19 protein-coding genes are annotated in these 24911 nt (G+C 37.1%); 14 read left to right on the top strand and 5 right to left on the bottom strand.

Going from position 1 to position 24911, the window contains the following annotated elements; translation table 11 throughout:
* Nucleotides 1–48: 48 nt before the first annotated feature.
* The 3 genes from acsn021_RS14440 to acsn021_RS14430 are packed head-to-tail and all read right to left on the bottom strand — an operon-like array spanning nt 49 to nt 1960.
* A complete protein-coding gene (locus acsn021_RS14440; protein WP_184094067.1) occupies nt 49–855 on the bottom strand; it encodes a hypothetical protein in 807 nt (268 codons plus the stop codon).
* A complete protein-coding gene (locus acsn021_RS14435) occupies nt 849–1559 on the bottom strand; it encodes an ABC transporter ATP-binding protein (protein ID WP_184094065.1) in 711 nt (236 codons plus the stop codon). Before acsn021_RS14435 ends, acsn021_RS14440 begins: the two co-directional genes overlap by 7 nt.
* 23 nt (nt 1560–1582) lie before the next feature.
* On the bottom strand, nt 1583–1960 hold the full coding sequence (locus tag acsn021_RS14430; RefSeq protein ID WP_184094062.1) for a GntR family transcriptional regulator: 378 nt from the start codon (nt 1958–1960) through the stop codon (nt 1583–1585).
* Nucleotides 1961–2135: 175 nt separating this feature from the next.
* On the opposite strand from acsn021_RS14430, the gene acsn021_RS14425 reads away from it, so the two are divergent.
* The 5 genes from acsn021_RS14425 to acsn021_RS14405 all read left to right on the top strand — a co-directional run bounded on the left by acsn021_RS14425 (nt 2136) and on the right by acsn021_RS14405 (nt 7183).
* The gene (locus tag acsn021_RS14425; RefSeq protein ID WP_184094266.1) at nt 2136–2822 is read left to right on the top strand and encodes a response regulator transcription factor; all 687 of its coding nucleotides are present in this window, start codon (nt 2136–2138) and stop codon (nt 2820–2822) included.
* A 175-nt stretch (nt 2823–2997) separates the two neighbouring features.
* Entirely contained in the window at nt 2998–3783 is a 786-nt protein-coding gene (locus acsn021_RS14420) for a sensor histidine kinase (protein ID WP_184094059.1), read from the top strand.
* A 146-nt stretch (nt 3784–3929) separates the two neighbouring features.
* A complete protein-coding gene (locus acsn021_RS14415) occupies nt 3930–4697 on the top strand; it encodes an ABC transporter ATP-binding protein (protein WP_184094056.1) in 768 nt (255 codons plus the stop codon).
* The gene (locus acsn021_RS14410; protein ID WP_184094053.1) at nt 4690–6696 is read left to right on the top strand and encodes an ABC transporter permease; all 2007 of its coding nucleotides are present in this window, start codon (nt 4690–4692) and stop codon (nt 6694–6696) included. The genes acsn021_RS14415 and acsn021_RS14410 overlap by 8 nt, the downstream gene beginning before the upstream one ends.
* 142 nt (nt 6697–6838) lie before the next feature.
* Nucleotides 6839–7183 carry a YmaF family protein gene (locus acsn021_RS14405; protein ID WP_184094050.1) on the top strand — a complete coding sequence of 115 codons (345 nt, stop codon included), beginning with the start codon at nt 6839–6841 and terminating at the stop codon, nt 7181–7183.
* A gap of 353 nt (nt 7184–7536) precedes the next feature.
* Here acsn021_RS14405 and acsn021_RS14400 read toward each other — a convergent pair whose 3' ends face one another.
* The gene (locus acsn021_RS14400; RefSeq protein WP_185265013.1) at nt 7537–8913 is read right to left on the bottom strand and encodes an ISNCY family transposase; all 1377 of its coding nucleotides are present in this window, start codon (nt 8911–8913) and stop codon (nt 7537–7539) included.
* A 294-nt stretch (nt 8914–9207) separates the two neighbouring features.
* On the opposite strand from acsn021_RS14400, the gene acsn021_RS14395 reads away from it, so the two are divergent.
* The gene (locus acsn021_RS14395; protein ID WP_184094015.1) at nt 9208–10185 is read left to right on the top strand and encodes a glycoside hydrolase family 43 protein; all 978 of its coding nucleotides are present in this window, start codon (nt 9208–9210) and stop codon (nt 10183–10185) included.
* A gap of 168 nt (nt 10186–10353) precedes the next feature.
* The gene (locus acsn021_RS14390) at nt 10354–11955 is read left to right on the top strand and encodes a glycoside hydrolase family 43 protein (protein WP_243182298.1); all 1602 of its coding nucleotides are present in this window, start codon (nt 10354–10356) and stop codon (nt 11953–11955) included.
* 338 nt (nt 11956–12293) lie between these two features.
* On the opposite strand, the gene acsn021_RS14385 is transcribed toward acsn021_RS14390, so the two are convergent.
* Entirely contained in the window at nt 12294–13235 is a 942-nt protein-coding gene (locus tag acsn021_RS14385; protein ID WP_184094013.1) for an ArsR/SmtB family transcription factor, read from the bottom strand.
* Between the two features lie 291 nt (nt 13236–13526).
* Here acsn021_RS14385 and acsn021_RS14380 point away from each other — a divergent pair, with 291 nt between their 5' ends.
* From acsn021_RS14380 to acsn021_RS14350, 7 genes are all read left to right on the top strand, one after another.
* Entirely contained in the window at nt 13527–16481 is a 2955-nt protein-coding gene (locus tag acsn021_RS14380) for an extracellular solute-binding protein (RefSeq protein ID WP_184094011.1), read from the top strand.
* A 182-nt stretch (nt 16482–16663) separates the two neighbouring features.
* A complete protein-coding gene (locus tag acsn021_RS14375) occupies nt 16664–17572 on the top strand; it encodes a carbohydrate ABC transporter permease (protein ID WP_184094009.1) in 909 nt (302 codons plus the stop codon).
* Nucleotides 17573–17588: 16 nt separating this feature from the next.
* Nucleotides 17589–18467: a carbohydrate ABC transporter permease gene (locus acsn021_RS14370; protein WP_184094007.1), complete on the top strand. Its 879-nt coding sequence runs from the start codon at nt 17589–17591 to the stop codon at nt 18465–18467.
* 43 nt (nt 18468–18510) lie between these two features.
* Nucleotides 18511–20571 (top strand): YIP1 family protein, encoded by a 2061-nt coding sequence (locus acsn021_RS14365; protein WP_243167930.1) that lies wholly within the window; start codon nt 18511–18513, stop codon nt 20569–20571.
* On the top strand, nt 20564–22894 hold the full coding sequence (locus acsn021_RS14360) for a DUF5696 domain-containing protein (RefSeq protein ID WP_184094004.1): 2331 nt from the start codon (nt 20564–20566) through the stop codon (nt 22892–22894). The genes acsn021_RS14365 and acsn021_RS14360 overlap by 8 nt, the downstream gene beginning before the upstream one ends.
* A gap of 1 nt (nt 22895) precedes the next feature.
* Complete coding sequence (locus acsn021_RS14355) at nt 22896–23882, top strand: carbohydrate ABC transporter permease (RefSeq protein WP_184094002.1); 987 nt, start codon at nt 22896–22898, stop codon at nt 23880–23882.
* On the top strand, nt 23879–24880 hold the full coding sequence (locus tag acsn021_RS14350; RefSeq protein WP_243167929.1) for a carbohydrate ABC transporter permease: 1002 nt from the start codon (nt 23879–23881) through the stop codon (nt 24878–24880). Before acsn021_RS14355 ends, acsn021_RS14350 begins: the two co-directional genes overlap by 4 nt.
* Nucleotides 24881–24911: the final 31 nt, after the last annotated feature.

Raw genomic sequence — 24911 nt, 5'->3', positions numbered from 1 at the left:
AATACTGCCAGGAAGTAATCTGTTCTGATTACTCGCCTGGCAGTATTTTTAGTCTAGATTTAATTTTCTTTTCAGAATATAATTGGTTACGAAATAAAATATTGCACTAATAACAAGTAAGAATATAGTGCTTAACAGGAAAGTGAAATTAACGGCCGCTGTACTAAGCTGTTCTAGCTGCGCCAGTTGTTCGAAAGTATTCAGGTTAAGTACTGCAACGATTAAGATTATTACCAAAGTAATGATCTGCATACCTGTATAAATTCCGATATAAGATATAAAGGCACCAAGTATTTTATGGCCATGAAATAACTGACCCAGTGCAATGGATACATAGATTGATAAGATAGTACTGAATTGACCTACTATACAAAAGAAAAGAAACGGAAGAACAAAGCTAATTTCCCTTCCTGCTGTAAGAACTTGCAATTCTAAGTATATTTTAGTAAGTTCTCCTTTAATGAATGGCATATTCTCCGGGGTCACAAACACAAGAAATAAGGAGGCAATTACAATTAAAACACTCATCAGAGTCCAGAATAAATGAACTAACAGCTTGGAATTAATTAGCTGGTGCGTCTTAGCCGGAAGTGTAAACATTAAATAGCCTTCATCCGTTAGCAGGTTTTTGTAAAACCTGATGATGGTCAGAATTACTGTTGCTGCCAATACTAATATAATCGTGATAACATACATAAAGAGAAAGAGAGAAGATATAATTGGTAAGGTACCCTGATATATCTTTAAGTGGAATGTAAAACGATTCATTAAGGAAATTAGTAATAATATCGCATAAATGGGCAGAAAAATTCTGGTGGTTGCGTTAAGTTCGTGTTTTAATAATTTTCCTAACATTTAAATACCTCCCTGAATAAAGTATCTATGGATTTGTTTTCTTTGGTGCGGACATCATCAACAGGTGCGTGTAGAGTAACCTGCCCGTTTTTTATAAAAATTACTTCATCCAATACCATTTCAATATCAGCAATCAAATGTGTGGAGATTAAAACAGTTGCATTCTCGTTATAATTGGTTATTATGGTATTTAGAATGTAATCTCTGGATGCGGGGTCAACGCCTCCGATGGGTTCATCTAAACAGTATAAGTCAGCTTTTCGGCTCATAACAAGAATAAGCTGAACCTTTTCCTTTGTACCTTTAGACAAGGTTTTTAAACGCTTCTTCGGGTCTATATTAAGTCTTTCTAACATGTCATATGCTTTGTGTTTATCAAAATTATCATAGAAATCCTGAAAGAAATTCAGTACATCCATCACGCGCATCCAATCTGCAAGATAGGTTCTCTCCGGCAGATATGAAACGATTCGTTTGCTTTCAATCCCGGGTTCATAACCTGCAATTCGGATGGTTCCTGTGTCTGGTACCAATAGACCGTTTATTAACTTTAATAAGGTTGATTTTCCACTCCCGTTAGGACCAAGCAGACCAATTATCCTTCCTTTTTCCAAGGTAAGGTTAACCTCTGACAGTGCGGCATAACCGGAAAAATTTTTTGTAACTGCATTACATTGTAAAATAACATTCTTGTTTGTATCCATCACTTACCCCATTCCTTTCTGTATCATGTCATTTTTTTCATATCACTGGCAATATCGGGTATTAAGCTTATTATTTCATTGATTTCGTAGCCTAACTGATTCATTTTTTCTAAAAAATCCTGAATATGTTGTTTGGCAGATTGTTTTTTTAACTGTTTAATTAATTCTTGGTCTAAAGTGATGTATCTGCCGCTGGTTCGATTTGCATAAACCAGCTCTATTCTTTCTAATTCTGTTAAAGCTTTTTGCATTGTATTGGGATTTACACCTGCCTCAGCTGCCAAATCTCTGACAGATGGTAATTTGTCTCCCGGCAGATAAACCCCTGTAATAATCCGGCTTTGTATCTGTTCTATAAGCTGGATATAAACCGGCCGCTCTGAATTAAGTTCCCATTGCATTTCCTGGCCTCCTCTCTACTTGTATTATTGTATTAGTTGCTTAATACAATAATACATAGACATAACTTAAATGTCAAGATTTTTTGCGAAAAACTTTTCATACAGAAGATTTTGGAATATAATGAAAAAGAGTTTGTACTATACTTAAAAGGAAGAGGAAAAGTGATACCTTATGATATATAAAATTTTAATTGTTGAAGACGATTTGACCATTGCTTCTTTAGTAAATGAGAACTTAAAAAAATGGGGCTTTGCTTCAGACTATGTAAGAGATTTTAATCAGGTAATGGCTGAATTTACTAAAATGCAGCCCCATCTGGTATTGCTGGATATATCTCTGCCATTTTTTAATGGTTTTTACTGGTGCAGCGAAATTCGTAAACTTTCTAAAGTTCCAATCATCTTTTTATCTTCACATACAGAGAATCTTGATATTGTGATGGCAATGAATATGGGTGGGGATGATTATATTACAAAACCTTTTTCCATGGATGTGGTTATTGTTAAGCTACAGGCGATACTTCGCAGAACCTATACCTATTATATGGAGAATCAAAACCTAGAAGCAGGAGGGATGATTTTAAATATTAGTGATACAACTTTAACGTTTGAAAACACGAATATTGAATTGACAAAAAATGAATACAAAATAATTAAATTGTTAATGGAGAGAAAAAACACAGTAGTATCCCGTGAAGATATTATGACATACCTATGGGACAGTGACAGCTTTATAGATGATAATACTCTAACTGTGAATATTAACAGACTTCGCAAAAAGCTGGAAGAACACGGTATACGGGATATTATTCAGACGAAGAAGGGAATGGGGTATCTGCTGCATGATGAAAGAGTATTTTAAATACCGAAAGTATAGCTTTTTCTTTATAGTGTGCATTTGGGTGTTCTTTCCTCTGATACATGCATTATATGAAAATCCAATGGGCTCAATCCTTTACAGTTGTTTCATTCTTACTTTCGTATATTTAGTTTGGTTTATAGGAGATTTTATACGTTTTAAAGAAAAGCTGGTAAAGATGCGTACAATTTTAGAACATTTAACCTGGGACATCCATGATATGCCTCATGCAGATAATGCATTAGAAAGTAATTATCAGGAAATTGTAGAAGGGCTTTATAAGGTAGTTAAATATAATGTGGGGCTTCTGGAAAAATCCCATGCTGATCAGATGGAGTATTATACTCTGTGGGTTCATCAGATTAAGACGCCTATTTCGGCAATGGCATTATCTTTGCAAAACCAGCATGGTGCAGATGTTCCTTTAATTAAGCAGGAATTATTTAAAATAGAGCAATATGTAGAGATGGCACTGCAATATGTAAAAATTAATAAGCTATCCTCTGACCTGGTGATTCAAGAGTACGATTTAGCAGGTATTGTTAATCATAGTGTTAAAAAGTATGCTCCTTTATTCATTTATAAAAAAATATCTCTAGAGCTTGGTGAGATAGACATTAAGATACAAACTGACAGTAAATGGCTGTCTTTTGTCATAGAGCAGCTTATCTCTAATTCAATAAAATACACCAATCGGGGAAGTATTAAAATATACCTGAAAAAAGAAGTTTTGATAATAGAAGATACCGGAATGGGAATACGAGCAGAAGATATTAAGCGGATATTTGAAAAGGGTTATACCGGTTATAATGGAAGAATTGATACGAAGGCAAGTGGAATCGGACTGTATCTTGCGAAAAAGGTATGTGATAACCTGTCAATTGGCATTGAGATACAATCGAAGGTGTCCGTTGGTACAAAGGCAATTGTAAGCTTTCCCAGGGCAGATATGCTGATTGATTAGAAAAGTGACAGAAATGTAAGAAATGAAGCTTAAATGTAATCTAAATCCATGGCAGAAAAGTACTTGTTTTTCTATAATTCTAGTATCAGCTAAAAAGTATTGTCTGCTAAAAACATTGCAGATAGAATAAAGAAAGGCAGGAATTTATGGAATTATTACAAGTACAAAATCTTAAAAAAGTATATAATACCCGAATGGGAGGGCAGCAGGTGATTGCATTAAAGGATGTTTCCTTTGAAATGTCAAAAGGAGAATTTGTTGCAGTTATGGGAGCATCCGGTTCCGGTAAAACGACGTTATTAAACATAATAGCTTCACTGGACAAAGCATCAGGAGGAGATGTTATTTTAGAAGGCAAAAGTCTTAAAAATATAAAGGATAGAGAATTATCAGCCTTTCGTAGATTAAATCTTGGTTTTGTATTTCAGGATTTTAATCTGTTGGATACCTTTTCCGTGAAAGATAACATTTTACTTCCTTTGGTATTATCGGGTGAAACAATTGAAGAAATGGAAAAACGATTATTGCCTTTAGCAGAACAGCTTGGAATTACTAAACTGTTGAATAAATTTCCTTATGAAGTATCCGGAGGTGAAAAGCAGAGAACCGCTATGGCAAGAGCAGTTATTACCAATCCAAAATTGATACTGGCGGATGAACCTACAGGAGCGTTGGATTCCAAAGCCTCCGCAAAAGTACTTGGTATGTTTGAAGAACTTCACGTAAAAGGGCAGACTATTATGATGGTTACGCACAGTTCCATGGCAGCCAGCTATGCTTCCAGAGTGCTGTTTATTAAGGATGGAGAATTATTCAGTCAGTTGTATCGTGGTGATGACAGCAAAAAGGATTTCTTTGATAAGATAGTATCCAATCTGTCAGTGCTTTCTGATGGAGGTGTTGACATTGGGTAAGAACCTTTATTTTAAATTAGCAGCCACCAACTTAAAAAGGGATAAGAAGATGTATGTTCCTTTTACGATAGCCTATATAACCATGGTAAGTATTTATTTTATGGTTGTTACTATTATGTTTTCTAGAGGGATTGCAGACGTACCTTCTGCAGACACTTTAAAATCTATGTTTGGTTTGGGTATGGTTGTTATGACTATACTAATGGTAACATTCATGCTGTATATCAATAGTTTTTTGGTGAAGCGCCGAAAGAAGGAATTTGGACTGTATGGTATTCTGGGGCTGGAAAAACGTCATGTAGGCAGGGTAATTATCTGGGAAAATCTAATGCTTAGTGCAGGAGCCATCTTGCTTGGTATTATATCCGGCTGTGTTTTTGGTAAATTAATCTTTATGCTGTTATATTATTCCTTACATGTTTCTCCAAAGAGTAAATTTGATTTACCACCGGAAGCTTTTGTTATAACAATATTATTATTTGCAGTTATATTTATTCTTACCTCCTTATTTAATCTATTACAAGTTAGTCTCGCAAATCCTATCGATTTGTTAAAAGGTGGAAACATCGGTGAGAAAAAGGTTCGCTTTGTATTTATAAAAACCCTTCTTGGATTAAGTTTTTTAGGGTGGGCATATTATACAGCATCTACGGTTGACCATGCTATAAAGGCACTCACTCAATTCTTTATAGCAGTTATGGCGGTTATTATAGCCACAAATTTATTGTTCGAAGCCGGAAGTTTGTTTTTCCTAACGGTGCTGAAAAAGAAAAAGAGTTTTTATTATAAGGCAAATAATTTTATCTCCATATCCGGTATGTTTCATCGTATGAAGCAAAATGCCTCAGGGCTGGCAGCTATATGTATCTTATCTACCATGGTACTGGTTACGGTATCTACTACTACAGCACTTTATTTGGGAATGGATTCAATAATAAAGTCTATGAATAGAGATGATATTTCTATTACAGTGCAGGAAGAATATAGTGATAAAAAGTACCAGGAAATAATAAAAAAGATAGAAACAACAGCAGATGAATATAATGTTGAACTAGAAGATATCTTGTATTACAAGTATAGCGATGCATTTGCCAGCTTATTGGATGGTGAGATTTCAAGAACTAGGGAGGTACCGTCTAATTTTGACTACGACTCTATTGATTATTTAACAAAATATTTAATTGATGTTAATTTTATTTCCCTTAAGGATTATAATCGAATGAACAATACGGAGGAAGTGCTTGAAGAACAACAGGTTATTTTATTGCCGGGAAATAGTCTTGATGTAACATCTAAGCCTAAGATGCCTGGTACTTATGAGGTTAAATATGTGCAGAAAGAATCAAAATTCACGGTCAGAAAAAACAGCTCAATGGAAGATAAATTATTCATTGTAACAGCAGATGAAAAGGCAGAAAAAGAGCTGCTTCAGATATTAAAGAGGGGTGCTGATGAGGAGACGGAAAGACAAAGCTTTATTGGTATTAATCTGAGAAATCCCCAAACCGCAGATGAAGACTTCAATCGAGCAATTAGAGATATATTTTCAGAATCACCAAAGGGATTTAGCAGTAAGTCTATCATTGATGATATAAATGAAGGATATGGAGTATATGGCGGATTACTTTTTCTGGGAATATTCTTTGCAATTGAATTTCTAACGGCTACCATTCTGATTATCTACTTTAAACAAGTGTCAGAAGGATATGAGGATAAGGAGCGTTTTGTTATCCTGCAAAAGGTAGGTATGGATGACGTTGAAGTAAAACGTACGATTAATAAACAGATACTGCTGGTATTCTTTCTGCCTTTAGTTAGTGCTTTACTGCATGTGGCTTTTGCCAGACATATGATTATTAAATTAATGGAATTATTTTATTTATATGATACGGCATTAACCACCTGGTGTATGGTTGTGACCTGTATTGTATTTATGCTAGCTTATATATTAGTTTACCGTCTCACAGCAAAGGTATATTATCGTCTGGTAAGATGGTAATTGTCCATGGCAAATTAGTCAGAACGACACGTTAGTCCCAATGACAAATTAGTCAAGTGTGACAATTATAAAACTTCTGCATATTATAATCTAAAATGTATTTTTTTGTGGTATTAGAGATAATATAAAGGAGTGGAAAGGTTTGGGATATATAAAATTAAGTTTTAATGCAAAACCTTCAAGTCTCCAGAACCATGTTCATGAAGTCCAAGGATACTTAAAATCTGCGGAAGATAAACACTATCATCGTTTTGTGGCAACAACCGGGGAAGCTGTTCCCATTGATAATAATGACCATACACATGAGATTGAATTTCATACGGATTTTATAGATGGGCATTATCATACTTACGTTGGTAAGACTTCAGGAGCTATTGTTATTGGAGACAGACATATACATTATATAGACAGTTTTACTAGTATTGATAATGGCCACAGCCATGGATTTCGATTGATGACTTTTATGAATGACCCGGCTGGCTTGTGACTTAGGGATTAGCAATACAGTATCTATACACTGAAATTAAAAAATGAGTCTTTTTATTTTGTTTAACACATCGTAATAAAGCCTTTATGGTGAACCGGTAGACGGTACATCGGCTGTTATTACGATGTTTTTTTAAAGCTGGGAACAGTAAGGAACATTCTTCATTGTGCCTTTTGTAATATATGTATTATATGGAAGACTATTTTTGAATAGCAACTGTAAGAACTCTAAGGGTTTTTGAAGGTGTCTTCGGGTTTGGGATAGGGTAAGTGAAAAAGAGTGTCAAGCATTTTTGAGAATGTCCTAATAAATTTTAAACATTAGCACCAGCTGTGGCTGGTGCTTTTATCTATTTAAGCAGGGACTTCATCATTCCAGTGGTGTTCCTGCATTTTAACAAAACGCCAGAATTCTTGCCTTCTCCAAGGATGATGCATCCCTGGTATCTTCCGCTTTATTGTTTTATTCTGCGACAGCGTAAGATCAAAGTTTTTTGATATTTTCTCATGTGACGGAATTGCTTCTAGCGCATAAATACTCTCATCTATACAACAGTATTTATTACCGTCAAATGCTTCTATTACCATTGCCTTTGTCCCCTTATAAAAGTGTACCTGATGCCCGTTCTTATCAAGTGTCTTAAAATACTTATTTTTAAACTTCAAACAGTGTCCATTATCTATCTTTCTTTCTGTAAGAACAGAAAGAACAAGATTTATTTCTTCTAAAACGGGTTGCTTTTCAAAGACAGATTTGATAAGATTGGTCTCTAGAGCAAACTTGGCATTGTATTCTTTTATGTAGGAGTTTAAGAATGCATTTGCTTCGCTAAGTGTGTTTATGCCTGCCAGGCGTAATTCGACTGGTAGGCGAGATTGTAAGGTTTGGAACAATCGTTCCACTCGACCTTTTGCTTGTGGTATACTGCTGGTCTTGATTTCAACACCTAGCTGTTTACAAGCATAAGCGAATTGTGTGTATGTGTCCTCTTCGATAGAAGGGGCGTTTTTTTGTTTATATTCAAAAACTGTACGGTTATCGGTAAAAAATAAATAGGGAATACCATACTCAGTAAGTACTTGATGAAACACATTGTAGTATCCTTTTAAAGTTTCTTGTTCATCAAAGTAAGCACCGACAATAGTACCAGTTGCATCATCGACAGCGATGTGAAGCTGAGTTTTCGTATCACCGAACCACAAGTGGATCGAAGCATCCATTTGAAGCATTTCGCCAAAATAAGCACATCTAGGACGTCTGGAATGTGCATCCTCGATTGCAACGATATTGGATTGCAACTCTGCTAGTATCTTTTTAGATTTAGTTTGTGTTTTCAAATGTTTAAGTTTTAGTTTGGTTTTTCTTTTTTTTGATCGGGTAGCTTTTGGAGAAAGAATATATTCTTTTTCTAAAATAGAGTTCAATGTAGATACAGAAATAGAAATTCCCTCATACTTCTCTAGAAGCTCGATACAATGAGTAAAATTCGTATCGAAGTACTTACTACGATATAAATCTAGGACAGTTTGCTTGGTTTCTTTTGAAAGAGCATGAGCAGGAGTCCGACCTCTGTTTCCATGTATAAAAAAGGATTTACCATCACGTTTATATCCTGCAATCATTCTATTGATATGTCTTTCGGTGCAACCGATCTTCAAGGCAGCATTCTTTTTATTTCCGTTTGTGTCTACTAACTTCTTTATTACTTCATAACGTTTTTCTTCATTCATAGTCAACTTGACCTTTCTCATAATGTCTCCTCATCTGTAAGTCATGAGGATATAGTGTAACATGGATTACTCATTTGGGACATAATCACTTGTGGTTACTTAAGACATTATCAAAAATGGTTCAGAGGTTTGGGATAGGGTAAGTGAAAAAGAGTTGACATTTAATTAAAATAAATATAATATATATTTATAGTTTAGAATATAATAAAATATTTTAACAATACGCTAATAAAAGTTTGGATTGTATAAAATAGTATGGCGTAGGAACTATGAGAGTGAATAGGAGATTTAAAAATGACGAAGGAAAATTTTAGAAAAACAGCTTATAATACGCCGCTTGTAGAACAGCGGGCGGATCCTTTTGTGTATAAACATATGGATGGATATTATTATTTTACGGCATCTGTTCCTGAATATGATAGGATTATTTTACGTAAATCTAAAGAAATTAAGGGAATTGTCAATGCTAAAGAAGTGGTTGTCTGGAATAAGCATGATACCGGAATTATGGGATATCATATCTGGGCTCCTGAAATTCACTATCTGGACGGCAAATGGTACATCTACTTTGCCGCAGGAGAAGCAGAAAAAATCTGGCAGATAAGACCCTATGTACTTATGTGTAAGGATGAGAATCCCTTAACAGGAGAATGGGAAGAGTTAGGTATGATGCAGTGCGCTAATGAAGATGAATTCTCTTTCCGGGCTTTCTCTCTGGATGCTACAGTATTCGAGCATAATGGAAAGAAATACTATATATGGGCAGAAAAAGTAGGTGTAGGTAAGATGATTTCCAATCTATATATTGCGGAGATGGAGACGCCTTGGAAACTAAAAACGGTTCAGGTTCTGCTTACTACACCGGATTATGATTGGGAGAGAGTAATGTACTGGGTTGATGAGGGACCAGCTATCCTTAAGCATGATAACAGAATCTTCCTGGCTTTTTCAGCTAGTGGAACGGGAGCATGTTATTGTGTGGGGCTAATGTATGCAGATGCGGATGCGGATTTGCTGGACCCGGCCTCCTGGAGGAAAGTACGTTATCCGGTTCTAAAAACGGATGAAGAAAAAGGCATATACGGACCGGGACATAACAGTTTTACAAAGTCCGAGGACGGAACAAAAGATATTATGATATTCCATGCCAGGCAGTATGATGAAATTGTGGGAGATCCTTTACGTGATCCCAATCGTCATACCATGATGTTAGAAGTGGAATGGAATGACGATGGTATGCCGGTATTTGAATTTCAGAAACAGGATAATTAAAATAGGTAATTGTGAAATGATAAGTCTGGAGGTTAACAGTAGGTAAAAAGCACCAAAGTAAAGATGACTTACCAAGAATCATAATCTGTCTTTTGGTGATTTAGCTGGTTTCAGTCGTAAATAAGGGTTCGCAATTACTTTGGATAAATAATAAAGGAGTTGGTAAGGGTGAATAAAAAATTACTCATAGGGATGTGTATGCTATGTATGGGTTTAACTGCCGGGTGTGCTGATAAGGGGAATGGAGAGATTCCTGTCGTAAAAAACAAAACCTTGGTGGAAGTAGAGGAAAGTAAAGATAAGGATAATAAGGGGGACGGTATTGTGGAAGATACAGAGCAGTATGTGAAGAATAACGATAAAATTTCAATAGGAGAAAATATAAAGCTTACAGCGGATAATCCGGTAAACTATAGCTTTAAGAATGTGTCAGTGCACGACCCTTCTGTGATAAAGGCGGAAGGAACTTATTACGTATTTGGATCTCATCTTGCAGGTGCAAAGACGAAAGATTTCCTTGACTGGACATTAATAGGTTCCGGTGTAACGGCAAACAATCCCATTATATCTGATGCTAGAACAGAAATGAAGGAAGCCTTTGAATGGGCTAAAACAGATACGTTTTGGGCACCGGATGTGATTCAACTAGCAGACGGAAGATTTTATATGTATTACTGCACCTGTGAGGGGAGCTCTCCGCTGGCAAGCCTTGGTATCGCAGTGGCTGATAAGGTAGAGGGACCTTATAAAGATTTGGGTATCATTCTAAAGTCTGGTATGGGAGCTGATATGCCAAGTGAAGACGGAGACCGTTACGATGCGGTAAGACAACCTAATGTGGTTGATCCTTGCCTGTATTTTGACGCAGAAGGAAGATTATGGATGATGTATGGCTCCTATTCAGGCGGTATATTTGTTCTGGAGATGAATAAAGCAACAGGCTTTCCCTTAGAAAGTGGATATGGGAAGAAGATACTGGGAGGAAACCATGTACGAATTGAAGGGCCCTATGTGCAATACAGTCCGGAAACTAAATATTATTACCTGTTTTTATCTTATGGCGGATTAGCAGCGGACGGAGGTTATAATATACGTGTTGCGCGTTCTAAGAATCCGGATGGCCCTTATTATGATGCAGCAGGGAAGGATATGATTGACTGTAAAGGAGCAACCGGAACTTTTTTCAGTGATGCATCTATTTTTAAGTATGGTACAAAGCTAATGGGAAATTATCGTTTTGATTGGATTGAAGGAGAAGAAAGTAAGATAAGAACGGGTTATATATCGCCTGGGCATAACTCAACCTTTTATGAAGAGGAAAGCGGTAAATATTTTTTGATTTTTCATACCAGATTTGAAGCCAGAGGGGAAGCCCATGAGGTACGGGTTCATCAGATGTATATGAATGAAGACGGATGGCCGGTTGTTTCGCCTTACCGATATGTTGGGGAAACACTAGGTAATTATACAGACGATGAAGTAGTCGGAATCTATAAGTATATTAATCATAGTAACACTATTACTCCAGAGGTTGTTAGATCGGAATTGATAGAATTAAAAAGTGATTCTTCTATTAGTGGTGCGGCTACAGGAAGCTGGAAGCTGAAAGAGGATGGAACTGCTATAGAGATAACCCTTGGAGAAGAAGTATATAAAGGGGTGGTGAATATACAATGGGATGAACCTGGTAAGAAGAATGTTATGACTTTTACAGCACTTTCTAAGAATGGCATTGCAATATGGGGCAGTGGTATACATGCAATAGAATAATAAATGGAATGTTAGATAGTTGTTGTCATTGTCAATTAATTCACAATAAATACAAGAAACTGTAAAATACTATAGTTTATTTAGCGATAGATAAAATAATTTAGAAGTACTCGGAGTAAATTTGCCAAGTATTGAATGTGCATTATAAAAGTTTATAAATTTATAGTTTGTGAAAAATATATAAAAAGAATAAAAAAAGACGCGTTTTATTAAGCGTAATTATGGTTGCTGAAAAAACCAAGGTAATGTGCAGTTTTCGTTAAAAAATAACCACAGAAAATTCTGTGGTTATTTTATTGAAAATACTACTATTCCTTAATCTGCCAGTCGGTAGATTTTTAGGAATTGGCTGAATTACTGATTTCGTCAATCGGGCTATAATGAATACGAACTTTTATATCCTGATTGTAATTACCAAAGTTGCGTCCAAAGATAGTTAATCCCCCCACATGTTCTGCGCTTTCCGGTATAGCAAACTTAAATTTGATATTGCTTCTGTAATCAAGATTCAAATCTTTTAAAGATACCTCTGATATCTGTAATCCATCGATAAAAGTTCCATTCTCGTTAATTACAATTAGTTTTAGAAGTCCATACTGATTCCAGTTGGGATACCACCAGTCAGGAGTAAAGATACCTTTTACATCGCCGAAATCGCCTGGGCTGGTCCACATTCCAAGACACGTATCATTCAGGTGAAAATAAATATCTGAAGGCCATACGTTGTTAACGCCGGGTGCCTCAGAGCTTAATTCTGCTGAAATAGTGATTTGGTCAATTTTTTGTGATACAGGTAAAAAATTAGGTATCATATATTCCACATAACCTCTGGTAAACCATAGGATATCACTGTCAATACGGCTAGGGTGAGCGAAGTATCTGGCATCATCAACTTCACCAATAAGCTGGGAAGAGGTGGCTAGTCCGCAGGTAGGGTATACCTGATAATCCGAATAGTGACCGATTTTAAGTTCAGTTTCATAAATATTTTTCTTAAATTCTTCGCTTTCCAATTCAACTAAAATCTTATCCAGGTGGACCATACATTTCTTTTGATTTCCGTGACCGGCAGATTCACTAACAATAGTGACAATACCGCAATCCTCTAATTTTTTTATATGACTGGTTAAAGCGCCGTTAGTAATCTTTAAGCTGGTAGCAAGCTCATTCATATTCATGCCCTTATTTTTTAATAATAGCTTTATGATTGAAATTCTAATTTCTGAGCCAAGAGCTTTAAATACATCCAAGCCTTCATCCAGTGTCTTAATATGCATCATGCATGATGCCTCCCTTTTTTAGAAGTATTAAAACATTATAAAGCAAAATCTAAAATAAATCAATAGTACTGAAAAATATAAAACAGTGCCTATATTTAGTTGTTTTTATAGCTAATAATAAATAATCAGCTTTCATTTGTTAGAAATGCACAAAAAAAATATTTTTATTCTTGACTTTTAGAAAATATTTATATATAATGAATACATAGTTTACAAAATACTAAAATAATTTAGTGTAAATAAAATGGTTTTGAAAAACTAAAGTATTTTAGAGGCATGGAGGAATAAGGTATGAGGCGGAAGAAGTTAAGCCGTTTTATTGCGTTAGCGGTCATGGTTACCGTTTTAACCGGCAGCATAAGCGGCTTTGCAGAGACAGAAAATAATCAGGAAGCACTAGACACTTCTACACCTAAAGAGGTAGAGTATTCCAATGAAATGATTGGAAGGAACTATACGGTTGTTAAGAATAATTATACGTATGGTATTTATTCGGGTGAAAAACAGGAATATTCCATAGAAGAAGCGTATGTAGAGGGTTCAGACGGCAGTCTTACGGCCGACAATTATGAGTATAAAAACAAAGTACTTAACCTGGAACTAGGTGATACAGGATCGTTACTTATTCGTGCACCGGAAGATGCCAGATATTATATAAGTTTTGACTATTTGTCATATTCAGAGTCAATCCTGCCTGTTCAGATGTCACTTGTTTTGAATGGGGAAGTGCCTTTTTATGAAGCAAGACGGCTGGTTTTTGAAAGCACCTGGGTTGACAAAGGAGAAAGCAGTTATGATCGTTATGGTAACGAGATTGTATCTGTACCTGAAAAATTAATCCAATGGGAACATAAATATTTAATGGATGCAAGTTACCGGTATTCAGAACCACTTGCCTTGGAGTTAAAAAAGGGAGAGAACCGAATTGACTTAACAGTTTCTGAGGGAAGTCTGCTGTTAGGCAATATCTATTTAGATAGTGGATGGGAACATTCTGAATATAAAAAAGAAGAGGCAGCAGGGGGGGAGGCCCTTATTGTACTGGAAGCCGAGGATATGGCTTACCGGAACGATTCCTCCATAAGACCAAGCTCTGAATTTGATACTGCTTTAACGCCCTATAAAACATCACATAAAGTATTAAATGTTTTGGATGGAGCTTCCTTTAAAGAAACCGGGCAATCAGTTACCTATGAATTTACAGTAAAAGAGCAGGGGTATTATAATATAGGCTTTGCATATAAGCAATCTGATAAGACAGATTTCCCCGTATTTGGTGACATACGGATTGATGGTGAAATACCGGCAGCAGTATTTAAGGCATATCCCTTTGCCTACTCCAGAAGCTATAAAAATCTAGTGGTAAAAGATGCGGATGCAGAGAATGTGTCTATCTATTTAGAAGCAGGAGACCATACCCTGTCTTTAACTATTAATGGAGATAATACCCGTCATGTACTGGAAGCAGTTGACCGTATTATGAGTGAAATCAATGACCTGACCCTTGAAATAACAAAGGTGGCAGGAAAGAACAAGGATAAATATAGAGATTTAGATCTTGTAAAATACATACCTGATGTACAGGAGCGGCTTATTCACTGGGCTGACCAATTAGATGCCCTTCAAGACAGCATAAAGCAGTATAATCCTAAAGTAAAAAAAATAGCGGCGTTTTCTTCTCTTAGTATAGCCTCTAACCGGTTAAGAAGCCTTGCCAAAGAACCGAATCATATCCCTTATCGGATTAATGAATTAGCGCAGAGTTCTAATTCGGTAATCCAGTATTTGGCCAATCTTATAGATATCGTTAACCGAAATGCTTTAAGCCTTGATAAAATATATATCTTTCAAGAGGAGGCAAAACTCCCGAAAGGTGCCGGTGTCTTTAAAAGTATTTATTTAAACACAGCAAGATTTTTTTCTTCCTTTACGAACCAATCCTATTCTTTGGCAAATGTCAATAAAGAGCATTTGCAAGTGTGGGTTAATCGTTCGAGACAACATGTAGAAATCCTGCAAAAGATGATTGATGAAAGCTTTACGCCAAAAACAGGTATAAAAGTGGATATATCTATTATGCCGGATCAGAATAAGCTGGTTCTTGCTAACGCATCTGGTGATGCGCCGGATGTAGCTGCCTCCATTAATTATTCCATTCCATTTGAGCTTGGTATTAGAGGGGCAATAAAAGATTTGACGGAGTTTGAGGATTATAAAGAGGTCCTTTCAAGAAATGTAGAAGGACTCCTAATTCCTGCTGTAATTGGTGATGGTATCTATGCGGTACCGGAGACTATCAATTTTTGGGTGTTATATTACCGGACGGACATATTAAGTAAATTAGGTCTTGAAGTTCCTGATACCATAGACGAGGTTAAGGAAATGCTTCCAGAACTTCAAATGAGAGGATTAAATTTTTATTACCCCACAGCCGGAATGTCATCTTTAAAAACCTTTCATGGAACAACGCCTTTATTATTTCAGCATGGGGCTTCCCTGTATGGAAAAACGGCAGGTAATACGGCTGTTAACAGTGATGCAGCAATAAGGGGATTAACAGAATTAACAGAATTATTCACTGTATACAATCTGCCCGTAGATGTACCCAGTTTTTATCAGCATTTTCGTAACGGTGATATGCCAATTGGTATAGCAGAGTACAACATGTATAATCTACTTACTAATGCAGCACCAGAAATCGCTAATTCCTGGGATATTGCGCTGCTTCCGGGGGTTAAGGGTGAAGACGGAGAGATTAAACGCTATGCTTCCGGAGGTGCTGAAAGTTGTGTTATTTTTAACAGTACACAGGAGCGGGAAGACATGGCCTGGGAATATTTAAAGTGGTGGACGAATAAGGACACACAGATAGAATTCGGGCAAACATTACAGATTACCTATGGTGATGAATATATCTGGAATACGGCAAATGTAGAGGCTTTTTTAGAACTTCCCTGGAAGAGTGAAGATAAGAAGGTTATCCTTAAGCAAACTGAATGGATGTTGGAAGCGCCTAGAATCCTTGGTACCTATATGTTGGAAAGAGAATTAAGTAACTCTTATAACAAAGTGGTGGTTGATGGAAAAGACTTAAGAATTACCATTGACTCCGCAGTGAAGAGGATTAATCGTGAAACAGAAAGAAAACTGATGGAATTCGGCTACCTGTCTGCCGATGGCAGAGAAATAAAGGAATATCTGGTGCCGGATCTTAAAACGGTCAGACAGATATTAAATGGGGAGTAGTAGCGTTTGCTCAAAATGTGCAGATACCTTTCTATTTAAGATGGTTCAGTTTTATAACCGGTCATCAAAATAGAAAGGTATGGTGTTAAAAGGCGCAAGAGTGTGATGAGAGCAAGCATGCCTTGGTTGAAGCTGCCAGGGCAGATTAGATAGAATCATAGAAAGGCAAGAATGGTTAGCAGATGAAAAAAAGAAATAAGATTGCCAGAAAAGAATATGGTAACAAGCAGGCTTATGTATTTTTGGGTCCTTACCTGATATTGTTTATAATATTTATTATTGTTCCTATAGCCATAGCCATCGGATTATCTTTTACAAACTTTAATACCATAGAAAAGCCAAGTTTTGTCGGATTTATGAATTATGTTACCCTTCTAACCAAAGACGAAATCTTTATGCAGTATGTATTACCCAATACTGTAACCTATGCATTGATAGTCGGACCTGGTGGTTATGCCCTGTCCTTTTTACTGGCTTGGGCACTGGCACAGATTTCACCGGCACCAAGAACGATATTGGCATTGATTTTATATTCTCCGTCAATAACATCAGGTGTTGCTATGACAGCTCTATGGAAGATACTCTTTAGCGGAGATCAGACCGGTTACATAAATGCCTGGCTGATTCAGGCTGGCATTATAACGGAACCAATTCGATGGCTTGTCGATACCAGATTCCTCCTCCCTATTATAATCATAATAGGATTATGGAGTAGTATGGGGGTTGGATTTTTAGCCATCCTTGCCGGGATACTTAATTCAGATGAAAGCTTGTATGAAGCAGCAGCGATTGATGGTGTAAAGAACCGTTTTCAGGAAATGATATATATAACCATTCCAACCATGAAACCCCAGATGCTGTTCGCGGCAGTCATGACAATTGTTGGGGCATTCCAAAACGGAGCCATAGGTGTACAGCTGTCAGGGGCAAACCCAACGCCTGGCTATGCGGGGCAGTTAATAGTGAATCATATCGAAGATTACGGATTTATCCGTTATGAAATGGGGTATGCTGCGGCGGTTTCCGTTGTACTCTTAGGAATTGTATATGTGTTTTCAACGGTTTCCAAACGACTGTTTACAGAAGATTAGAGAGGAGGAGTTAAGTATGGCTGGTTACAAGGGAAGCAAGATAAACCCTAAGAAATTTGAGCGGGGACAAATAAAGATCATACTGATGGTTCTGCCTCTCGCTTTATTTATGTTATTTCCTATTATATTTATATTTTGCCATGCCTTCAAGCCAATGGATGAATTGTTTGCATATCCGCCTAGATTTTTTGTATCAAGACCAAGTCTTGATAATTTTGAGAATCTGTTTCGAACAGCGAGAACCTCTGGGATTCCCCTTAGCAGATATGTATTCAATACTCTGCTGGTGACACTGTTAGTAGTGCTGGGGGCAGTCATATTATCAACCTTAGCAGGCTTTGCTTTATCAAAGCTTCGCTTTAAAGGGAAGTACGCCATTATGGAATTAAACAATGCAGCACTGATGTTTGTTCCAGTAGCAGTTATGATTCCAAGGTACTTAACGATTAATACCCTAGGGATTACCAATACATATTTTGCACATGTCTTACCACTAATTTCCATGCCGGTATGTTTGTTTTTGATAAAGCAGTTTATTGACCAGGTACCGGACGCATTAATAGAAGCGGCATACATTGACGGAGCAAGTGATTTCAGAGTTTACAGAAAGATAATTCTGCCGCTTATAAAACCTGCCATAGCAACGGGAGCTCTGCTCGCCTTCCAGCAGGTGTGGGGAGACTTACAAAGTTCGACCTATTATATCAGTAATGATGGACTGCGTACGCTGGCATTTTATATGAGTACCTTAACCAGTGCTGCCAGCAGCAATAGCATTGCCGGTCAGGGTATGGCAGCAGCGGCCTCTCTGATTATGTTTATACCAAATCTTATTCTGTTTATTGTATTGCAGCGTAATGTTATGAATACAATGGCGCATTCGGGTATTAAATAGAGGAATAAGTAATAGAGGAATAAGAAATGGAGGAGGTATGAATATGCGTTATAAAATGCTGCGCCGCAGCCTGAAAAAAAGCTTGCTATTCTTTTCATTGTGCCTGATTGCAAGCCTTATGGTTTCGCCCTTTAAAGCTTTAGCGGATACCCCATATAAGACCTTTACGCAGGATGGGTATGGCAGGATTATGGAGACCCAGACTGCATATATTCCTTTGTCATCCATTACAAAGGTTGGGGATTTGTCTTTTAAAAGTGCTTCAGATATGAAGATAACCGAGGAAGAGGAAATATACATAGCAGATACCGAAGGGAAACGGGTACTGGTATCCGATATAGAAGGAAACCTGCTTCGGGTATACGGGGAAGGAATCTTAAAAAATCCTTCAGGTATCTTTGTTACAGAGGATAAAATATTATATGTAGCTGACAAAGAAGCCGGTAAAGTAGTAGTCTTTGAAAAAGACGGGGAAGTTATTAAAGAATATACGAAACCGGAGCATCCGTTATATGGTGAGAACATGTCCTTTAAACCTCAGAAGATTGCAGTAGATTCCAAAGGAATTATGTATATTATCTGTGAAGGCAATACAAATGGCATTGTACAGATAAGCCCGACGGAGGGCGGTACTTTTTTGGGCTATTTCGGTACGAATATGACGTCTGTTAATTTACTGGATATATTCCGAAGAATTGTTCTCACCGACGAACAGCTTGCCAAGCTGCCGAAGAATCTGCCGCCCACCCCCAATAATCTGATTATTGATAGGAAGGGTCTGGTTTATACTACAACGCAAGGGGCAAGGTATGGTTCCTTAAAGAAACTAAATGTTGCAGGTAAAAATCTCATTGAGCCGGACAGTTATGATGAGTTGCCGGCAGCCGTAGCGGTAGGGAATTATGAAAATATCTATATGCTTACAGAGCAAGGCTATGTTTTTGAATACAACAAAAACGGAAGCACCTTATTTGTATTTGGTGGTAAGGATTCCGGACGTTTACGTATTGGTTTGTTTCAGAAGGCAGTTGCAATCGGTGTTGACCGTACGAACCGATTATATGTTCTGGATCAGGAAAAGAATGAAATTCAGATATTTAAGCCAACGGAATTCGCAGACCTGGTACATGAAGCATTGTATCTATATCAGGGCGGAAAATATACTAAAAGTAAAGAGCCGCTGAATCAGATACTTAATATGAACAGTTTATTTGACTACGCCAATATGGCTATGGGGCAGGCGTATTTACAGGAAGAAAACTATCCAATGGCCTTAAAATACTTTCGAATGGCGAAGGATTATCAGGGATATTCCGATGCTTTTTGGGAAGTCCGTAATATATGGCTGAACCAAAACCTGATTATGGGAGCAGGGTTTCTTGTTCTTACGGCTTTATTTATTAAATTCTTAAAATACCTCCAAAAGAAAAAACAGGTTTTTGTAAAAGTAATAGCCGCAAAAGAAAAAACACTGCAAAAACCTCTTATGGATAGATTGCATTATACCTGGTATTTTATAAAACATCCTATAGACGGCTGTTACGGCATTAAACGAGAATACAAAGCTTCTTATGTAAGTTCTAGTATCCTGTTTGTACTGTTTATGGCAATTGTGTTGATTAATAAATATGCTACAGGATTTATTTTAAAGAGGGTAATGGATGGGAGATATGATATCTTTACAGACCTGCTCTATATGATAGGAATCTTTCTGCTCATGACGGTCTGCACTTACTTGATCAGTACGATTAATGATGGAGAAGGAACCTTCAAACAGCTCTATACCGCCTTTGTCTATGCATTGGCACCCTATATGATTTTAAAACCCATTGTAGTAATTATCAGTAACATCATTACATATAACGAAGTATTTCTGGTACGGTTTTCTAATTTCTGCTTGTATACCTGGGTAGCCATATTACTGTTTATGGCAGTAAAGGAAATCAATAATTACACAGTAAGGGAGACCATAAGGGTAATATTGTTAACATTTTTCTGTGCGTTAATTGCTGTTTTGCTGTTGTTTATTTTATATGTTTTAGTGTCTCAGGTTGCAGATTTCATACAGGCAATTTATGGAGAGGTGGTGTACCGGCTTGAATAGAAAAAAAAGCATTACTTGCAGACGATTTAGTTTGCTTGCAGTAGGTGTAGTGATAACCGTCTCAGGGCTCAGCTTGCTGTTTTCTAAACCTACCAAGGCTTTACCAGATAGGATGGATACGGCTTTGCAAAAAGTAAGTTATGAAGCAGAGAAAAACCTAATCCAGTCAGAGGATTTTGCAGTGAAGTCAGAATATTCATTACAACAGTCTCTGCCGGAGGGAGTTCTTGTTTCAAGTTCTGGTAGCAGCATTAAGGAGCACAATCTGATAGCGGAAAACAGGAATTATCAAATGTACTTTAAGGAAGAAGCACTGTCTATACTGATAAGGGATAAAAAGACAGGAGCAGTTATGGAGTCGGTTGTGGAGGAGGATGATGGAAAAAGTAATACTACCTGGCAGTCTTTTATGAAGTCAGGTGTGGTGCTTCAGGTGTTAAAAGGCATTAATATCGTTCCGACAACAGTAGATGTAAGGAGTGCTAAAAAGGAAGTAACTTTACAGGAAGACGGTTTTCTGGCGAAGGTATCAATGACGGAATATGGTATAAGTTTCGAATTAAAGGTATCACTAACAGAGGACGGTTTCACGGCAGAAATTCCTAATAATTCCATAGTAGAAACTTCTGAAGAATACAAAATCGGTGAAATTTATGTATATCCATTTTTGGGTAATACCTATTTGGGTGAGAGAAATGGGTATATGTTTATACCTGATGGAAATGGAGCTTTAATTTATCTGGAAGATAATGAAGGCAGATTTTCTTCGAATTTTTCCCAATACGTATATGGGATGAATGCAGGGCTTGATGAAGCTTATACCTTATCACTGCTCTGGGGAGAATATCAAAGTGTGAATGAAGCTGAAAAGATTATGGCACCGGTATTTGGTATGGTACATACAGATTCCGAAATGGGCTATCTGGGTATTATTGAAAGCGGAGATTACAGTGCTAAAATTGAAGCCTATCCCAACGGAGCCTATACGGATTACAATTGGATTTGTTCAAAATTTGTCCTCCGCCAGATTTATACACAGCCTACCGGGAACAAGGAAGGGTCTGTCGTTACAAGACAGGCAAAGCGAAATGAATTCGATATAAAAATACATTACCGATTTGTTTCAGGAGAGAAGGCAGATTATACGGGGCTTGCCCTAAACTACCGTAGTTACCTGTTAGAATCTGGAGAAATTCATAAACAGAGTGATTCCTTTCAGATGAAGCTGGACTTTTTGGGGATTGATAAAGAAAACTGGTTAATCTTTAAGCGAAACGTAACTATGACTACGGTTCATAACATAAGAGAGATTTATCAGAATCTGCGGGAGGCAGGAGTGACCGATATCGTCTCTGTCTATAAAGGCTGGCAGAAGGACGGAGTATATTCTTTTCCAGTTACTTCTTATAAAGCGGATGGAGATATAGGAGGAACGAAAGCCCTGACAAAGCTTATAAGTGATGCCAAAGCCCAGGGAATTAATCTTTATCTGGCTCAGGATGCACTTAGAATTAATCCCTCCTTTCACAATGCCAACTTTAATATTATGAAGCAGATAACCAAAAGGGTGTACCAGGAGTATGTCTATAAGGATGTATTCAAAAGTTTCCGTTTTTTAACGCCTGTCCGTTCTGCACAAAATTTAAAACAGGCAGCGGCCTCTTATAAAAAAAGTGGTATTGAAAATATTATGTTAAGCGGTATCAGTAATATATTGTTTACCTATTCAAGCAAGGGGGAGGTATATTCCAGAACCAATACGGCAAAGACCTATGAAGAAGCTGTAAAAGCAATGGATACAGAGTTTAGCCTGCTACTGGAAAAACCATTTGCTTATCTTTGGAAATATGCGGACGGTGTGAATGAAATGCCGGTTGCTTCCTCCAATTACATTTTTACAGACGAAGAAGTTCCTTTTCTCTCTATAGTATTTAAAGGAGTACTGCCCATGTATTCGGAGTACATCAACTTTGAAGCAAACAAACAGGAATTCTTCTTAAAGCTGGCAGAGATGGGGATTAATCCTTCTTTTTATATAACTTATGAGGATCCAGCTAATCTGCAATATACCAATTCTTCTGACTTGTACAGTTCCAAATATAGTGTGTATAAGGAGTATATTCTTACTTATTATAAGGATTTAAAAGCAATACATGAAAAAACCGAAGGCGCAATGATTACAGACCACCAACAGTTTTCCAATGGCTTGACAGTAGTTACTTATGATAATGGTGTAAAAGTATATATTAATTACAGTACGGATACAGCAATTCAGACAGATGGTTATGTTGTAGCACCCATGTCTTATAAGGTAGGTGAGTAGGATGAAACAAAAGCGAAAAATGAGTAAACTAAAGAAACGCGAATCCAGGATGGGGTATGTTTTTGTTGCTCCCTGGATAGCGGGGGCGGTTATCTTTTTGATTATTCCTCTAATCCAGTCCTTTTATTACGGCATGTGCAATGTAAAAATCACCCCCAAAGGAATGCTGTTTAACTATGTAAAGTTTCAGAATTATACGGATATTTTCCGTCTGGATCCCTTATTTATAGAAGACCTTACAGGCTACCTTCTGGATACCCTTTTGTCAGTACCGGTAATCGTTGTATTCTCACTAATAATTTCTCTGTTGCTTAACGGAAAGATGAAGGGAAAGGGGATTTTTAGAACAATCTATTTCCTGCCGGTAATCGTTGTAAGCGGTCCGGTTATGGGGCAGCTTAGCGATCAGGGAGCGGCCAGTATACCGGCGATGAATGTAACTGTTATTGCAGGGGTTTTAAAGGATGTGCTGCCGTATGTTATCGTTGAGCCTATTGTTGGACTTTTTAACAATATGATTATGGTACTTTGGTATTCCGGGGTACAGATATTAATTTTCCTGGCTGCCATTCAAAAGATTGACAGTGCTCTTTATGAAGCGGCAAAGATAGACGGTGGTTCTGCCTGGGAGTGTTTCTGGAAGATAACACTGCCTACCATAAAGCCTATGATATTATTAAATGCTGTCTACACAGTAATATTCTTATCTAATAATGAACAAAACGTAATAATTACCTCTATTTATAACGATATGTTTGCCATTAACAGAGGTTATGGATTTGCATCTGCAAAAGCCTGGGTGTATGCCATAGTGGTTTGCCTGCTGGTTGCCTTAATTGCGCTTGTATTAAAGAATAAGAAAGATAACTACCTTACAGAAGTGAAGAGAGAAAAGAAAAGAATTCGGAAGCTGGAAAGAGAAAGAGAACAGTTAAAACGCAGACAGGACAGGCGCAGAAGATTCATCAAAAGGGAGGGGAGCCATTGAATACATTAGATGCAATGAAAATGAAAAGCAATGATAAAGTAAATTTTATACCTCCCACATTTAATAAAGACAAATTCAGAAAGGTTTTCCTTGGTTCTAAAGACAGACAGGGAGCCGTACCGACACTGATTAAGTATGTCTTGTTGATTGGGATTGGCTTTGTGTACCTCTATCCGCTTATGTATATGATTAGCACCAGTCTAATGTCCTTAGATGATCTTTTGGATGCTTCCATAAAGTGGATTCCTTCTAACTTTTATATTGGCAATTATAAAAATGCTTTTAAAGTAATGAATTTTTGGAAGTCTTTAAAAGACAGTATCATCCTCGCAGGTCTCCCAACCTTGATACAGGTGGGAACTTGTGCAGTGATAGGTTATGGTTTTGCCAGATTTGAATTCCGAGGCAAAAAAATTATGCTGGCAATCCTGTTGTTTTCTTTTATACTGCCGGCTCAGGTAACTATGATGCCTACCTATGTATTGTTTACGAATTTAAAGCTTATTGGTACACTGCATGCATTTAATCTTCCGGCATTACTGGGGCAAGGTGTAAAGGCACAGATATTTATATTAATATTCTATCAGTTCTTTAAGCAGGTACCACAGGCCTTGATTGAAGCTGCTCATATTGATGGTGCGGGGTATTTTAAATCCTTTTTCAAGATATCCCTGCCTTCTGCCACACCGGCAATTCTGGTCGTATTTTTATTCTCCATTGTCTGGTATTGGAATGAATCCTATTTAACAACCTTATTTATAGCAGGAAAAGGAACCGGAAGTGCCAATGCCTGGACCTCACTGGTTGTGGAACTTAAAAATTTTGAAAATATATATGAGCAGTACAATCAGGGAAACCAGCAGCAATTGGGGAATATTAATGAATCTATAAAAATGGCCGGTACCATGTTAAGTATCTTGCCCTTGTTGTTAATGTATGGTTTTTTACAAAAGTATTTTGTGGAAAGCATCGACCGTACGGGGATTACAGGAGAATAATGAAGCACACACAGGCTTCTATTCTAATATA

Source organism: Anaerocolumna cellulosilytica, assembly GCF_014218335.1.
GTDB classification, from domain to species: domain Bacteria; phylum Bacillota; class Clostridia; order Lachnospirales; family Lachnospiraceae; genus Anaerocolumna; species Anaerocolumna cellulosilytica.
The sequence above is the reverse complement of the archived record's forward strand: the minus strand, read 5'-3'. Positions and strand labels throughout refer to the sequence as shown.

Coding starts and splice junctions, on each gene's coding strand:
- acsn021_RS14440 (WP_184094067.1), bottom strand. CDS start 855: ATGTTAGGAAAATTATTAAAACACGAACTTAACGCAACCACCAGAATT.
- acsn021_RS14355 (WP_184094002.1), top strand. CDS start 22,896: ATGAAACAAAAGCGAAAAATGAGTAAACTAAAGAAACGCGAATCCAGG.
- acsn021_RS14375 (WP_184094009.1), top strand. CDS start 16,664: ATGAAAAAAAGAAATAAGATTGCCAGAAAAGAATATGGTAACAAGCAG.
- acsn021_RS14370 (WP_184094007.1), top strand. CDS start 17,589: ATGGCTGGTTACAAGGGAAGCAAGATAAACCCTAAGAAATTTGAGCGG.
- acsn021_RS14400 (WP_185265013.1), bottom strand. CDS start 8,913: ATGAATGAAGAAAAACGTTATGAAGTAATAAAGAAGTTAGTAGACACA.
- acsn021_RS14380 (WP_184094011.1), top strand. CDS start 13,527: ATGAGGCGGAAGAAGTTAAGCCGTTTTATTGCGTTAGCGGTCATGGTT.
- acsn021_RS14385 (WP_184094013.1), bottom strand. CDS start 13,235: ATGATGCATATTAAGACACTGGATGAAGGCTTGGATGTATTTAAAGCT.
- acsn021_RS14365 (WP_243167930.1), top strand. CDS start 18,511: ATGCGTTATAAAATGCTGCGCCGCAGCCTGAAAAAAAGCTTGCTATTC.
- acsn021_RS14430 (WP_184094062.1), bottom strand. CDS start 1,960: ATGCAATGGGAACTTAATTCAGAGCGGCCGGTTTATATCCAGCTTATA.
- acsn021_RS14420 (WP_184094059.1), top strand. CDS start 2,998: ATGCGTACAATTTTAGAACATTTAACCTGGGACATCCATGATATGCCT.
- acsn021_RS14395 (WP_184094015.1), top strand. CDS start 9,208: ATGACGAAGGAAAATTTTAGAAAAACAGCTTATAATACGCCGCTTGTA.
- acsn021_RS14415 (WP_184094056.1), top strand. CDS start 3,930: ATGGAATTATTACAAGTACAAAATCTTAAAAAAGTATATAATACCCGA.
- acsn021_RS14435 (WP_184094065.1), bottom strand. CDS start 1,559: ATGGATACAAACAAGAATGTTATTTTACAATGTAATGCAGTTACAAAA.